Source organism: Agarivorans sp. MS3-6, assembly GCF_054112545.1.
Map to the genome: position 1 here is coordinate 619,249 of NZ_CM134202.1, position 15,149 is coordinate 634,397.

General features: G+C 44.6%; 11 protein-coding genes. 2 read left to right on the top strand and 9 right to left on the bottom strand.

The window, feature by feature from the left end; translation table 11 throughout:
- Position 1: 1 nt before the first annotated feature.
- The 9 genes from fliG to gyrA form a co-directional block, all read right to left on the bottom strand.
- A complete protein-coding gene (gene fliG, locus ACVFI8_RS02900; protein ID WP_248714924.1) occupies positions 2 to 1,036 on the bottom strand; it encodes a flagellar motor switch protein FliG in 1,035 nt (344 codons plus the stop codon).
- Complete coding sequence (gene fliF, locus ACVFI8_RS02905) at positions 1,026 to 2,744, bottom strand: flagellar basal-body MS-ring/collar protein FliF (protein ID WP_371923119.1); 1,719 nt, start codon at positions 2,742 to 2,744, stop codon at positions 1,026 to 1,028. Before fliF ends, fliG begins: the two co-directional genes overlap by 11 nt.
- 18 nt (positions 2,745 to 2,762) lie before the next feature.
- A complete protein-coding gene (gene fliE, locus ACVFI8_RS02910) occupies positions 2,763 to 3,107 on the bottom strand; it encodes a flagellar hook-basal body complex protein FliE (RefSeq protein ID WP_248714922.1) in 345 nt (114 codons plus the stop codon).
- 71 nt (positions 3,108 to 3,178) lie between these two features.
- A complete protein-coding gene (locus tag ACVFI8_RS02915; RefSeq protein WP_457872994.1) occupies positions 3,179 to 5,371 on the bottom strand; it encodes a putative bifunctional diguanylate cyclase/phosphodiesterase in 2,193 nt (730 codons plus the stop codon).
- 246 nt (positions 5,372 to 5,617) lie between these two features.
- On the bottom strand, positions 5,618 to 6,844 hold the full coding sequence (locus tag ACVFI8_RS02920) for an EAL and HDOD domain-containing protein (protein ID WP_457872995.1): 1,227 nt from the start codon (positions 6,842 to 6,844) through the stop codon (positions 5,618 to 5,620).
- Between the two features lie 155 nt (positions 6,845 to 6,999).
- Positions 7,000 to 8,280 (bottom strand): 3-phosphoshikimate 1-carboxyvinyltransferase, encoded by a 1,281-nt coding sequence (gene aroA / locus ACVFI8_RS02925; protein WP_457872996.1) that lies wholly within the window; start codon positions 8,278 to 8,280, stop codon positions 7,000 to 7,002.
- A gap of 16 nt (positions 8,281 to 8,296) precedes the next feature.
- Positions 8,297 to 9,406, bottom strand: coding sequence for a histidinol-phosphate transaminase (gene hisC / locus ACVFI8_RS02930; RefSeq protein ID WP_457872997.1), 1,110 nt, complete (start codon positions 9,404 to 9,406; stop codon positions 8,297 to 8,299).
- A gap of 9 nt (positions 9,407 to 9,415) precedes the next feature.
- Positions 9,416 to 10,504 (bottom strand): 3-phosphoserine/phosphohydroxythreonine transaminase, encoded by a 1,089-nt coding sequence (gene serC, locus ACVFI8_RS02935; protein ID WP_457872998.1) that lies wholly within the window; start codon positions 10,502 to 10,504, stop codon positions 9,416 to 9,418.
- Positions 10,505 to 10,614: 110 nt separating this feature from the next.
- A complete protein-coding gene (gene gyrA / locus ACVFI8_RS02940; RefSeq protein ID WP_248714916.1) occupies positions 10,615 to 13,344 on the bottom strand; it encodes a DNA topoisomerase (ATP-hydrolyzing) subunit A in 2,730 nt (909 codons plus the stop codon).
- A 205-nt stretch (positions 13,345 to 13,549) separates the two neighbouring features.
- Between gyrA and ubiG the strand changes: the two genes are divergently transcribed.
- Positions 13,550 to 14,281, top strand: a complete 732-nt coding sequence (gene ubiG / locus ACVFI8_RS02945) for a bifunctional 2-polyprenyl-6-hydroxyphenol methylase/3-demethylubiquinol 3-O-methyltransferase UbiG (protein ID WP_457872999.1) — start codon at positions 13,550 to 13,552, stop codon at positions 14,279 to 14,281.
- Positions 14,274 to 14,948, top strand: coding sequence for a phosphoglycolate phosphatase (gene gph, locus ACVFI8_RS02950; RefSeq protein ID WP_457873000.1), 675 nt, complete (start codon positions 14,274 to 14,276; stop codon positions 14,946 to 14,948). Before ubiG ends, gph begins: the two co-directional genes overlap by 8 nt.
- Positions 14,949 to 15,149: the final 201 nt, after the last annotated feature.

Here is a 15,149-nt window from a genome sequence, read left to right on the forward strand (position 1 = left end):
TTTATAAGAACTCATCCCCACCACCACCGCCTATCATAATCTCTCCGGCTTCAGAGAGACGGCGAGCAATAGATAAGATTTCTTTTTGGGCGGTTTCAACTTCACTGACTTTAATTGGCCCCATGGCTTCCAAATCGTCCTTGAGCATTTCCGCTGCACGTTTAGACATGTTGTTAAAGATCTTATCTTTAAGTCCGTCATCTGCCCCTTTAAGCGCTTTTTGCAATAGCTCGCCGGGAACATCTCGTAACAAGGTTTGAATGCCGCGGTCATCAATGTCCACCAAATTCTCAAAGACAAACATAAGATCTTGAATTTGTTGAGCCATTTCTTCATCGCTCTCGCGAATTGAGTCCATTAACATGCCTTCCATATTGGTATCTAGGAAGTTCATGATATTAGCCGCTGCTTTCAAGCCGCCCATTTTGGCTGCTTGAGCGCCAGCTTGGCCAGCGAACTGTTTCTCCATGATTTCGTTCAATTCGGTTAATGCTGCTGGTTGAACTTCTTCTAAGTTAGCAATACGCATCATCAAGTCCAAACGCACTTTGTCTTGGAACTGCGACATAATTTCGGCAGATTGCTCTGCTTCTAAGTAAGACAATACGATGGTTTGAATTTGAGGGTGTTCGTTTTGAATAATGTTGGCGACTTGGCGAGCGTCCATCCATTTTAATGAATCGAGACCCTTGGCTCCACTGCCCATGATGATTTGGTCAACCAAACTAGACGCTCGGTCTTCACCCAAGGCGGCGGTAAGCGCTTTACGCACAAAGTCTTGGCTACCAATACCGATGTTGGTGTATTTTTGGATATCATCAATAAACAAACGGTGTACTGCTACCACCCGCTCGTGAGAAAAATCCTCTAACGAGGCCATCGCCATACCTAAGCGTTGAACTTGTTTTGGCTCTAGATGGCGGAATATAGTCGCCGCATCATCTTCATTGAGGCTCAGCATTAAAATCGCTGCGCGCTCAATACCATTCATATCTCCCAAAACTTCTTCTGGGTTGATTTCGTCATCATTTGGCATCGTTAATTACCCAATCTTTAATCACCATTGCCGCTAGGTCAGGCTCATTAGCCACCAGTGCACGAACGGCTTTCAGCATATCTTCATCTTTATGTAAGTCTGGTAATTTCAGCTGTCCATCGCGTATACCAAAATCTACTTCGGTATTGTCAGCTGAAATTAACTGTAAGTCATCATCATTTTCGTAAGCGGCTAGTGCAGCGTCTAAATCGGTTTCTGCATGTTCAGAGTCTTCACCATTGGCCAAAATACGATTAAGCATTGGTCTAACAACCGCGACAATCAATACGATCAGTACTAATACACTAGCCGCTATACGCATCGCCCGCCAAAACCAAGCTTGCTCCCAAACAGGCAAATCAGCTTCGGTAAAAATCTCTGGTCTTGAGAACGGTACACTGACCACTTCTAAAGTATCACCTCGACTCAAGTTGAAACCAACGCCACCCTGTAGCAAGCGACGAATACTGGCAATTTGCTCAGCGTTACGCGGTTCACGCGTGGTTTCTCCCGCGTCAGAAACTTGACTGTTGTAATCTAAAGCCACTGAAACACTTAAGCGCCTTACTACACCCACCTGTGAACGCGTATGGCTAATGGTGGTATCTAATTCATAGTTTCGCGTTGACTCTTTATGGCTACTGCCCGTTTGAGCTTGCGCATTTGCGCCTCCCGCTTGCTCAGGAATATCAGCGGCAACAGGAGGTTGATTGGTTAATGCTCCTGGAATGCCAATAGCGCCAGCGCCAATATTATTATCTTCAATGGTATATTCACTGCGAACCGCTGGTAAATCAGGGTTGAAACGCTTTTGGGTCTGCTCTACCGAGGTGAAATCTAAGGTGACATCCACTTCCGCGGTGTAATTACCAATGCCAACCACCGGAATCATAATCGAATCAATTTTGTCTTTGTATTCACTCTCGCGCTTACGCTCCATCTCAAACTCTTTACGGGTACGAGAGGATAGAGGGTCTTGGCTACCGGAGTTTAGTAGGCGACCATTTTGGTCTGTAACTGTGACTCGGCTTGGTATTAAGCCCTGCACTGCTGAAGCAACAATATCTACGATCGAGTCAATTTCTTCCTGCTTTAAGCCGTTACTACTTCTTAAATTAACCACCACAGTCGCCGAAGGTTTTTGCTCCCGGCGGGCAAATACGTTGCTTTTAGGTATCGCTAGTAGCACCTGAGCGTTACTCACGGAGTTCATTTGCTCGATGGCAGTGGCTAATTGACGTTCACGGCTAAGCTTTAAGCGCTCGCCTTCTAAACGCTGGCTAACACCAAAGCCCATATCGTTCAGTAGGATTTGTTCGCCGCCAGGGGTTGACTCAGTTAAACCAGAGCGACGTAGTTTGAGTTTAATATCTTGATATTGCTCGGCATTAACCAATACGGTATTGCCTTCGATGGTATAGGGGATTTTCGATAGGTCTAAAAAGTCTAAGGTTTCGACCAACTCAGGGGTCGTCATACTGCCCAAGGGACGCATTTCTGGCTCTTTCGCCCACATGAGTAAAAATACCGCCATGGCCAGACAAATCGCTAAGGCCAAAATCATAATGATTTGGCGCAGTACGTCGCCATTGCTCAAGAATGACAATGCTGAACTTTGCTGCTCTGTTGCTTCTAAACTATCAGCTTCTGCACCTGAACCTAATAGTGCGGGTTCTTGACTCATTGCGTTACTTCCTTCGCTTGCCATCTTAATTTCCTAGCCAAATTAAACCGGCATAGACATGATTTCTTTGTATGCATCAACAAATTTATTTCTTACCTGAACCGTTGCATCAAAAGCAACGCTGGATTTTTGGGCGGCGATCATCACATCACCAATACTCACGCTGTGATCGCCTAAATCAAAACGTGTACGTAACTCATTAGCCTTCGATTGATGGCTATTTACGTTATTAATCGCGTCGCTTAACAGGCTGCCAAAGTCACTGTTTACTTTAGAAACACCTAAGGGGCTATTTGCTTGGCCAATATCTTGAGCAATACCAGCGGGTTTCATTTCACCGGCCATTGATTGGAGTTCGCTAAACAAGTTTGCTGACTCTATTCTCATGATTTCCCTCTACCGCCAGATTAATGGCATTTGTCTATGTTATGTAGGGAAAAGCAAAAGGCGCGCCAAGATTAGTTAACGACGAGTCGAAGGTTCTCTTTGGCCCGTGTTTTTAGGAGGTAATGATTAACAAAATCTTTTTCTGGCTGAGGTCTAGCGAAGAAATAACCTTGCGCTTGCTCACAGCCCATGACCGACGCTAGATTAGCTTGGGTTTGGGTTTCAATCCCTTCGATCAATACTTGATACTTCATACTACGGGCGATCATAACCATTGCTTTAACAATATGTTGATCAGATAGATTGTCTTCTAAACCAACCACAAAAGCACGGTCAATTTTCAAAATGGTAACGGGCAGATGTTTTAGATAAGCCATTGACGAGTAACCCGTACCAAAATCGTCAATCGCGATACCAAAGCCTGCATCACGCATTCGTTGAATACTGGCTTTTGCTTCTAAGGGTTGCTCCATCATCGCGGATTCGGTAATTTCGATACAGATACGTTGGGGGTTAACTTGCCATTGGCGAGCATAACTAATCGCTATTTTCTCTGCGTGGCCCAAAGACACGGTACTCGCTGAAAAATTCACTGACAGTTTAAAACCCTCGGGTAACTGATTAGCGTATCGCGCCATAAAGCGCATCGCGTTTTGAAATACCCATTTATCCAGTTGTAGCACTAAGCCTGTTTCTTCGGCTACCGGTACAAATTCATCGGGAGAGATGGCGCCATCAGCAGTAAACCAACGCAATAGCACTTCTGCGCCAACGATAGTGTTTGTTTTTAAGCAATATTGAGGCTGAAAATATAATTCTAATTCGTTATTACCAATCGCTTTTCGCAATTTCGACTCTAAGGTTAATTTGACCAAACCCGCTTGACTCAAATCTGGATGATAGCGACAAATGCTCGCCCCTGTCTTAACGGCATGGTTCAGGGCGGTAAAGGTATTAGCTAATAGCGTGTCGCTGTGCAAGGCTTCTCGGCGAGGGTGATAGGCGCTATAGCCAACATGGCAACGCGTCAATAATTGCAGTTGTTCTAAGCGCAACCAACCCCGACAGCTTTGAACGATCTGCTTGGCAATCTCAATAACCTCTTTATCTTTATTTATTTGTGGCACTACCACCACAAAGTAATGATGGTACCAGTAGGCTAATTGCGCATCAGGATAGTGTTTCTTTAGGCTTTTTTGTACTCGCTTGGCATAGGCTTCTTTGGTGACCTCGCCTAAACGCTGACCAAAGTTTTCAAACACTTCGTTTTGTCGCGGAAAATCGAACATCAACACCGACAAAGGCATTGCGTCATCTAGCCAATTGGTAATTAATCGCGTGATTTGGCGTCGATTAGGTAAACCGGTGACTTCATCATGGTTTTTCCAATAATCTAATTGCTCTCGTAGTAGCAGGTTTTTATGGCTTGCTCGGCTAAGCTGCTGTCGAACCAGCAGAGTAATAGACGCCGTTATAGCCGCAACTAACAGCACGCCCAAAAACCACCAATAGGAGAACAACGAAGCCTGTTTATGAGGTGCAGCATAAGCTTGCCAGCGATGATAGCTTTGCTCAGTAAAATTAGCTTCTTGAGAATTAATACTGCGATTGAAGAGGGTAACTAAAGGTTCCCAGTCATCGCGAATAGCAAATTGGTGCGGCAATGACGGTGCCAACTCGACCGCTTGCTGTAGCCGCCATTGCGGCATGGCGCGCAAATGCGCGGCAACTTCATCGCTACCAGCCACTAAGGCAACGGCTTGTTGTTCGGCCACCGAGCGAATAGCCTCGATCAAAGTGGGATATAACAAAAGCTCTACACTGGGGTAAAACGTTAACAATGCTTCATGGGCGCTACTTCCAGATACCACCGCCACCGCTTGCCCAGAAAACTGCTGCATATCAGAAAAACGGGCTTTATCCAAAGGCTGGAATAAGGCTAGAGGTTGACTCCAAGTGGTTTGGGTATAACGAACAAAAGGATTGAGCCGTCGGTGATTGCTGGCGTTGCTAAGCATATCCACTTTACCTTGCTGTAAAGCCAAAATAGCTTCAGATACGCTAGCAAAGATTTTGTATTCAAGTTTTAAACGGGTTTGAAAAGCAAGTTGATTTAGCACTTCTACTGCATAACCTTGCGGAATGCCAGCATCGTCGACATATTCCAAAGGTAGGCTGTCGGCAATGACCGCAACTTTCACCTTTGGATTATCTTCAAGCCATTGATATTCATTCGCATTGACAATATAAGCATGAACGCTCAATGACCAACAGCAACCTACCACTAGCAACGTTAAAATTTTAACGAGGCACAACCGCAAACTATTTAGCTCCTAAAAAATACCACTGTCTTGGCGTTCTTCGGGCCAAGTACAATTTATCGAGAGAAATATTAACAAACTCACTCGTATCTTAATTTGATTTGAACTCAACAAAATACACTAAAACTTAGGTAAATGAGCATTCAACTCACAAAACTGGCAGGTCAGTCCAAAAACCCACGTTCTTCATTAACCGGAAGCGATCATCGACTGGTATTGCTCACTCCATAGCAGCGCTTGCAAATTCAATTGTTCAACTTGGCTATAGTCCATTCGCAACTGCACAGCTAAACGTTCAGTTAAATACCAATGCCCCTGCTCATAAGACTTAATGGTTAACAACATTGACCTTAATATCGATGGCTGCTCACTGCACAAAGCATCTCTGATTTCTTGGTCTAAAGGTAAACTGTACAACAAGTCATAAAGCGGTTTATCTAAAATAGCATCGAGCAAAGAAAACAAACCACACAAGAACGCAGCTTCACGCATGGCTGGCGATTTACGCATCGCCACTAGCTCACAAAAGCGCGCTCTATGCACCGACATTCGTACTAACTCTCTCGGTTTATGACTCACCGACATAGCACTTGCTAACAAGGCGACTAACTTGCGTAACTGAGCATTACCAATATACACAACCGCTTGTTTTATCGACGTTATATCGTCAATAATAGGTAAATTACCGGAGTTAACAAAACGTAATAACTTATAGGTTAAGCCCGTGTCACGTTCAAAGTAACGTACCACCTCGCTGACATTAACATCTTCTTTGGTTGCGGCATAAAATAAACGAGAAATCATCAGGTAGCTAGCGTCAAGATCCTTTGACAACTGCATCTCAGGCTTACAAAAATAATAACCTTGAAAGAAATTAAAACCTAACTCTGACGCTTTTAAATACTCTTGTTGGGTTTCAACTTTTTCAGCTAATAATTTAATATTCTTTCGCTTTTTAACCGCCGCAAATAAACTCTCGAGCTGCTCGAAAGGCGTTCGTTGAATATCCACTTTAATTAAGCGAATAAATTTTAGGTAAGGTTCCCATTCATCTTTGTAGACAAAGTCGTCGAATGCTAGTCGGTAGCCACGATGAAACAGCGATTGACAGCGCTTGTACAATTTTTCACTGGGTTTGACGGTTTCAAGAATTTCAATCACTACCTGTTTATTGGGCAGTAACTTGATGATCTCAGAGTGTAGGCTTTCTTCAGAAAAGTTGATTAAAGCAGGCTTACCTTGGGTTATCGCCTTTAAGCCATCATTAAGCTGGGTTCGAACAATAAGCTTAGAGGTCGCTTCATGAGGGTCAATATCCGGAAATACGTTCTCTGGGCCATCTCTAAAAAGCAATTCATAGGCGACAACTCGCTGCCGGCGATCAAATATCGCTTGGCGCGCAGTATATACATTCATAGTTATTAGTTACCGTTTTTGCCGTGTTTTAGTATTGGCTTTTTGCCTATTTATTTTTAAACCCAGTGATACTTGGGTCAAAACACGGATGAAAAAAAAGAGTCACACTGTGACTCTTTTAAGATTAACTAAGTTACTAGTAATTATCGACTTATTTATTCGCTAAGTTGTTGCAAGCGATCAAAATAATCGGGAAAAGTTTTAGATGTGCATTTCGGATCATTAATCGTTACCGCGGTATCGCTTAAAGCCACTAAAGAAAAACACATAGCCATACGGTGATCGTCGTAAGTATCAATCGCCGCATGGTTCAGTTTCTGTGGTGCGGTCACTTCAATAAAGTCATGCCCCTCAACCACTGTCGCGCCCACTTTTCTCAATTCTGTCGCCATCGCCGCTAAACGATCGGTTTCTTTAACACGCCAGTTGTACACATTTCGGATACAGGTTGTACCCTTAGCAAACAATGCTGTAGTGGCAATGGTCATAGCCGCATCGGGGATATGGTTCATGTCCATATCTACGGCACTTAATTCACCGCGGCGAGCGATAATATAGTCGTCTCCCCATTCGATGTCTGCTCCCATCGCCGCTAGCACATCAGCAAACAATACATCGCCTTGCATCGACTTTTTGCCAACGCCGGTCACTTTAACTTCACCGCCTTTAATCGCACCAGCGGCCAAGAAGTAAGAAGCCGACGAGGCGTCACCTTCAACTAAAAACTCACCCGCGCCACGGTAAACTTGCTGACCTTTAACCACAAACCGCTGATAATTATCGTTTTCAACCTCAACCCCAAAAGCTGCCATCATCTTTAAGGTGATATCAATGTAGGGTTTAGACACTAAATCACCGACAATCGAAATCTCGATGTCTTGCTTAGCGTAAGGTGCGGCCATAAGAAAGGCCGTTAAAAACTGACTTGATACCGAACCATCGATATCAACCTTACCGCCCTGCAAGCCAGTACCACTGATCTTAAGCGGCGGATAGCCCTCATTTTTTAAGTAAGTGAGTTTTGCGCCTACTTGACGTAATGCATCGACTAAAGCGCCTATTGGTCGCTCTTCCATGCGCGGTTCACCGGTTAAAGTGAACTCGCCTTGACTCAAGCACAAGGCTGCACATAGCGGGCGCATTGCTGTACCAGCGTTACCCAAAAACAGCTCTTCGGCTTGTTCAAGCTGAAATGCACGGCCTAAGCCATTTACTGTGCAGCGACTACGGTCTTCAGACAATTGGTAGTTAACACCCAATTTCTTTAGCGCGTTTAGCATGTGACGGATGTCGTCACTATCAAGCAGGTTACTTAATACTGTTTCGCCTTCAGCTAAGGCGGCTAACAACAAAGCACGGTTTGATACGCTCTTTGAGCCTGGTAGATTAATTTCACCATTAATACGCGAAATAGGCTGTAAGGTTAGTTGTTCCATGTTTCGAGTTCTCTACTTATTTAGTGCCAATAAGCTGGCTTAATGCTTGAATAAAGGTTTGATTTTCTTGCTCAGTGCCAATACTTACCCGCAAATAACCCGGCATTTGGTAAGGCCCAACAGGGCGTACAATCACACCCTTATGCAACAACTGCTGATAGAGTGCTTCGGCATCGCCATCTGGCGCTAAAAAGCTGATAAAGTTACCTTTAGACGGGATAAAAGTAATCTTATTGTCGCTAAAGAAGACGCTTAACTTAGCTAAACCTTGCTGATTTAAATCGACACTCTGCTGCAAATACTGCTGATCGTCTAAGGCTGCGACCGCCGCCACTAAGCTCAAGCTATTAACGTTAAATGGTTGGCGTAATCGATTAAGTAAGTCAGCTATCTGTGGGGTTGAAATTGCATACCCCACACGCAAGCCAGCTAAGCCATAGGCTTTAGAAAATGTACGAGTAATCACCAAATTAGCAAATTCACTCAGCCAAGCGGTTGATGGCGCTTGTTCTTCGACCGACAAATACTCGTAATATGCTTCATCAAGCACCACCACTACATTTTCGGGAACACGCTGCATAAAGCCATATAGCGCTTCACTGGTGAGAAAAGTTCCGGTTGGATTATTCGGGTTCGCGATGAATATTAAACGCGTTTTGTCGCTTATTGCCTCAGCCATGGCGGTCAAATCGTGGCCCCAATTTTTAGCCGGTACCACAACCGCTTTAGCACCAATCGCTTGAGTAACGATAGGATACACCACAAAAGCATGCTGTGAGAAAATCACTTCGTGCTCAGGGCTAACAAATACTCGAGCAATTAAATCTAATACATCGTTAGAGCCATTACCTAAGGTAAATTGCTCGGCCGACAGCTGGTATTTATCCGCCAAGGCTTGCTTTAGATAAAAACCATTGGAGTCTGGGTAGCGCGTTAATTCTGCCACCGCTTGTTCGATAGCCACGCTTGCTTTTGGGCTCATCCCTGTTGGGTTTTCATTAGAGGCCAATTTAACAATATCGCTAATGCCTAGCTCGCGCTCTAATTCATCAGTAGGTTTACCTGCTTGGTAAGGGCGTAATCCTTGAATACCCTCGTTCGCTAAGGCCTGAAAATCACAACTCATGTTTTATCCTTAGCTATTACGCTTAGCAAAATCATCCATGAAGGCCACTAAAGCTTGTACCCCTTCAATGGGCATCGCGTTATATATACTGGCGCGCATGCCGCCTACAATACGATGGCCTTTTAGCGTGACGAGTCCTGCAGCCGCAGATTCAGCTAAAAACGCAGCATCTAGCTCGCTGTTAGCCAATTGGAAAGGAATATTCATTTTAGAACGGTTTTCAGCTGCAACATTATTTTGGTAGAAATCGCTACCATCAATAAATGAATACAGTAGCTCTGCTTTGGCAGCGTTCTTTTCGACCATCGCGGTTAATCCGCCCTGTGCCTTTAACCATTTAAAGACTAAGCCCGCCAAATACCATGAGTAAGTTGGCGGCGTATTAAACATAGAGTCGCTGCCAGCCAACAAGCTGTAGTTAAAGATATTTGGCGTTAATGGGTGTGCTTTATCTAATAAGTCTTCACGCACAATGGCAATGGCTAAGCCAGATGGGCCAATGTTTTTTTGCGCCCCTGCGTAAATAAGGCCAAATTTGCTTACATCAATGGGTTGCGACAATATGGTTGATGAGAAATCCCCTACCAATACCATGTCACCGACGTCTGGGATTTCATCAATAGCGATGCCTTCAATGGTTTCATTGGGGCAATAATGCACATAGGCGGCGTCTTGATCTAGTTGCCATTCAGCGCTTGCTTTAACCGCTACCTGACCGTTTTCGTCAGTCTTTAAGGCATCGAACACTTTGGCATCTGCGTGTTTTTCGCCTTCGGCTACCGCGCTTTTAGACCACTGGCCGGTAGTAATAAAGCTAATAGATGTTTTCTCACCCAATAAATTGAGTGGAGCTGCGGCAAACTGACCACGCCCACCACCTTGGCAAAACAACACTTTATAGTTATCTGGGATATCGAGTAAATCACGTAAGTCTTGCTCGGCTTGTGCGGCCATGGCGATATATTCTTTACCGCGATGACTGACTTCCATTACTGATACACCTAGCCCCTGCCAATCACAAAACTCTGCTTGTGCTTGTTGCATTACAGCTTCAGGTAACATGGCAGGACCTGCACAAAAATTGTAAATTTTATCCATGTTAAATCTCTTACTAATATGTTGTGTGCGACCACTTTTGTGGTTCGTATATTGTTTTTAAAACAAAAACGAGCGGCTAAAAGCCGCCCGTTGTTTTTATTACTTTTTTACTATTCTTCTGGTTCGGGGTCACTGCTAGCAGCTTCATCACCGCCAGCTGCAGGCTCTTCACCACTGCTTGGGCTAGATTCTGCTTCAGCAGTGCCTTCTGCGTCGGCCACTTCACCTTCGGCTAGTTCGTCTAACTCTGGCTCTTCAATCTCGTCGATGCGCTGTAAGCCCACCACTTTCTCTTCTTCAGAGGTACGAATTAAAGTAACACCTTGAGTATTACGGCCTACCAATGATACTTCGTTGACTCGAGTACGCACTAAGGTGCCCGCGTCGGTAATCAGCATCATTTCTTGCGCTTCAGTAACCTGAACAGCACCGACTACCAAGCCGTTACGGTCACTCACTTTGATAGAGACCACACCTTTGGTTGCACGGCTCTTAGCTGGGTACTCTTCAAGTCGCGTACGCTTACCATAACCATTTTCAGTGGCGGTTAAAATATCACCATCACCGTTTGGTACAATTAGCGACACCACTTTTTGACCTGCGTCGAGAGAAATACCACGAACACCTGCTGCAGTACGTCCCATTGGGCGTAAAGCCAATAACTCTTCGCCAGTTTCTGGGTCAAGTTTCACGGCGCCGGTTTCGCTGTCGCGTTGCTTCTCGTTAAAGCGAACCACTTTACCTGCGTCAGAGAACAACATAACTTCATTGTTACCGTCAGTAATGTCTACACCAATTAATCGGTCATCATCGTTTAGGTTAATCGCGCGGATACCGCTTGATAACGGACGTTTAAACGCGGTAAGCGGGGTTTTCTTAACCGTGCCATTAGCGGTTGCAAACAAGATGAACTTGTCTTCTTCGTACTCACGTACCGGCAGAATCGCGGTAATACGCTCATCTTCAGTTAACGGTAGTAAGTTAACAATTGGCTTGCCACGGGCTTGGCGACTAGCAAGAGGCAATTGATACACCTTCATCCAGTACACTTTACCAACAGTAGAGAAACACAATACTGTATCGTGAGTATTCGCCACTAATAACTTCTCGATGAAGTCTTCATTCTTCATCTTAGTGGCGGCTTTACCTTTACCACCACGACGCTGAGATTCGTACTCAGTAAGCGGTTGGTACTTAACGTAGCCTTCGTGAGAGAGGGTAACTACCACGTCTTCTTCGTTAATTAAGTCTTCAATTGATAAATCAGAGCTGTTTGCTGAGATTTCAGTGCGACGCTCATCACCAAATTGTTCTCGAACTGCGATTAGCTCATCTCGAATGACTTCCATCAAACGCTCAGGCGTATTTAAGATGTGCAGTAATTCTGCGATAAGATCTAACAGCTCTTTATATTCGCTGATGATTTTTTCGTGTTCTAGACCGGTTAACTTGTGTAAACGTAAATCTAGAATAGCTTGTGCTTGAGTAGGCGTAATGAAGTACTGACCATCACGAATACCAAACTCTGCTTCTAACCAATCTGGGCGAGCGGCGTCGTCACCGGCGCGTTCTAGCATCGCCGATACAGCACCGAGGTCCCAACCCTTCGCGACCAAGGCAGCTTTTGCTTCAGCGGGCGTTGGAGAGGTTTTAATTAGCTCAATAATTTCATCGATGTTAGCCAGTGCAATCGCTAGGCCTTCAAGGATGTGGGCACGGTCACGGGCCTTACGTAATTCAAATACGGTTCGGCGTGTCACTACTTCGCGGCGGTGACGAATGAAACATTCGATCATCTCTTGCAGGTTGAATATCTTAGGCTGGCCGTTATCAAGCGCCACCATATTCATACCAAAAGACACCTGCATTTGGGTTTGTGAGTACAAGTTATTTAGTACCACTTCGCCCACAGCGTCGCGTTTCAGCTCAACCACAATACGCATACCGTCTTTATCTGACTCGTCACGTAATGCTGAAATACCTTCTAATTTCTTATCTTTTACCAGCTCGGCCATTTTTTCGATTAAGCGAGCTTTGTTCACCTGGTAGGGGATCTCGTGAACAATAATGGTTTCTTTACCGTTTTTATCGGTAACCACTTCTGCTTTTGAGCGAATAGATACTTTACCGCGACCAGTGTGGTAAGCCTGAATAATGCCAGCTCGACCATTAATAATACCGGCGGTTGGGAAATCAGGAGCAGGAATATACTCCATCAACTCGTCAATACTAATATCTGGTTTTTCTATCATCGCCAAACAACCATTAACCACTTCGGTTAAGTTGTGTGGTGGGATGTTAGTCGCCATGCCTACCGCAATACCAGAAGAACCGTTAACTAATAAATTAGGCACTCGGGTTGGCAATACTTCAGGAATTTGCTCAGTACCATCGTAGTTTGGTACAAAATCAACGGTTTCTTTTTCTAAGTCAGCCAGTAATGAATGGGCTAACTTATCCATACGGATTTCGGTATAACGCATTGCCGCAGCAGAGTCGCCATCAACCGAACCAAAGTTACCTTGACCGTCAACTAACATGTATCGCAGCGAAAATGGCTGCGCCATGCGAACAATCGTATCGTAAACAGCACTATCACCATGTGGGTGATATTTACCAATTACATCACCTACCACACGGGCAGACTTTTTATAGGGTTTGTTCCAATCATTTCCCAGTACGTTCATTGCGAATAGCACCCGACGGTGTACTGGTTTTAAACCATCACGTACATCCGGCAAGGCACGCCCCACAATAACGCTCATGGCATAATCAAGATATGAACTCTTTAGTTCATCCTCAATATTGACCGGCGTAATCTCTTTTGCAAGATCGCTCATAGACGACAAAATCCTTCGTTTTTATTGCTTTTTACAAATACTCAGCGTAATCGCAAACTTTACCATAAAATAGCGACCTTAACAGGCCTGATGTCGCTCTTTTCTATTAGAAAAACGAAAAAACACCAGAATTGAACAAAAGCTTGTGACTGCGATTCACAAGTTCATATAATGCCTATAAATAGTGACGTGGATTGATAAAATAATGGAACAGCGCAATACAAGCGAAAATGTTGACCACCAAGAGATTGCTCATTTTGCAGGTTTAGCCTCGCGTTGGTGGGATAAGCAAGGTGAATTCAAAACCCTGCATCAAATCAATCCGCTACGACTTGACTATATTGAACGTGGTTCGGTTGGCTTATTTGGCAAGAAAGTGCTGGACATTGGTTGTGGCGGCGGCATTTTAGCCGAGAGCATGGCGGTACGCGGCGCAGATGTCACAGCCATCGATATGGGGAAAGAACAAATAGAAGTGGCCAAACTGCATGCCTTAGAAACAGGCACCCAGTTACGTTATCTGCAAACCACGGCTGAAGCCCATGCCGACACTCACGCGGCCACTTATGACGTAATTACTTGTATGGAGATGATTGAACACGTGCCCGATCCAGGCTCGGTGATTGCGGCGTGTGCGCAACTGGTGAAACCCGGCGGGAAAATCTTTGTTTCAACCATTAACCGTACTCCCAAAGCCTACCTTTATATGATTCTAGCGGCCGAGAAACTATTGAAGATAGTGCCTAATGGTACTCACCAGCATGACAAGTTCATTCGTCCTTCAGAATTACTGGCTTGGGCTGATCAAAATGGATTGCGCTCAGAAGCCATTAGCGGGGTACAGTTTTTGCCGATTATTGATAGCTTTAGCTTAAGCACCAATGTTGATGTGAATTATATGGTGCAGTTAGCCAAGCCGGAGCAAAACCATGAATAAACAAGCCGCGGTGTTGTTTGACTTAGATGGAACTTTATTAGATACCGCGCCTGATTTAGGCGCAGCGGCAAACTATGTGTTAGCCCAATACCAACGAGCACCTCTTAGCCTAGCGCAAGCGAGAGAACTCAGTTCTCATGGCGCCATTGGCTTATTAAAAGCCGGCTTTGGCGACGATTGGGCTAGCCAAGCCCAAACAGAATTGCGCCAACAGCTGCTCGATTACTATCAACAGCACATATGTGAAGGCACAGATTTCTTCCCCGGCATAAAAGAAGCGCTGCAACTACTCAATCAACGCGCTATTCCTTGGGGCGTGGTCACCAATAAGCCGGAAGGCTTAAGTAAACAATTGCTGGCTTATTTCCCTGAATTTTCGCAGTGCGGCGTATTGGTCGGTGGCGACACTATTGCTCAGCGCAAACCGGATCCTGAACCGATGCTGCTGGCTTGTAAAAACATCGCCGTTGAGCCAAACAACTGTTTGTATGTTGGTGACGCTGAACGAGATATTGCAGCGGGTAATAACACCAATATGACAACGCTATTAGCCTTATGGGGCTACATTTCAGCGCATGATAAAACGGATGACTGGGCGGCCGATTTACATTGTCAAAAAAGTGAGCAACTCGAGCAAACAATAAGCGACTGGTTGAATGATTTGTAAGCAAGTTCAAGTTTTATAAAAATAATTTTTTTGGCTAAAAAATCGTGAAAAAAACCTTGCATTGGTGCCAGCTGTTTAACACATACCGATAGCTAGTTAGTAGTCACTAACATTCATGAGTTATCTGCAAGTTATACACAATTTTTACACTTTTCCTAGATCTTGCTTAAAAGCCAAAACCTCATTATCTTGTATCCATAA

What these genes read in the sequence shown, in the direction of transcription:
- fliG (WP_248714924.1), bottom strand. Translation starts at nt 1,036, where the DNA reads ATGCCAAATGATGACGAAATCAACCCAGAAGAAGTTTTGGGAGATATG.
- fliF (WP_371923119.1), bottom strand. Translation starts at nt 2,744, where the DNA reads ATGGCAAGCGAAGGAAGTAACGCAATGAGTCAAGAACCCGCACTATTA.
- fliE (WP_248714922.1), bottom strand. Translation starts at nt 3,107, where the DNA reads ATGAGAATAGAGTCAGCAAACTTGTTTAGCGAACTCCAATCAATGGCC.
- ACVFI8_RS02920 (WP_457872995.1), bottom strand. Translation starts at nt 6,844, where the DNA reads ATGAATGTATATACTGCGCGCCAAGCGATATTTGATCGCCGGCAGCGA.
- aroA (WP_457872996.1), bottom strand. Translation starts at nt 8,280, where the DNA reads ATGGAACAACTAACCTTACAGCCTATTTCGCGTATTAATGGTGAAATT.
- hisC (WP_457872997.1), bottom strand. Translation starts at nt 9,406, where the DNA reads ATGAGTTGTGATTTTCAGGCCTTAGCGAACGAGGGTATTCAAGGATTA.
- serC (WP_457872998.1), bottom strand. Translation starts at nt 10,504, where the DNA reads ATGGATAAAATTTACAATTTTTGTGCAGGTCCTGCCATGTTACCTGAA.
- gyrA (WP_248714916.1), bottom strand. Translation starts at nt 13,344, where the DNA reads ATGAGCGATCTTGCAAAAGAGATTACGCCGGTCAATATTGAGGATGAA.
- ubiG (WP_457872999.1), top strand. Translation starts at nt 13,550, where the DNA reads ATGGAACAGCGCAATACAAGCGAAAATGTTGACCACCAAGAGATTGCT.
- gph (WP_457873000.1), top strand. Translation starts at nt 14,274, where the DNA reads ATGAATAAACAAGCCGCGGTGTTGTTTGACTTAGATGGAACTTTATTA.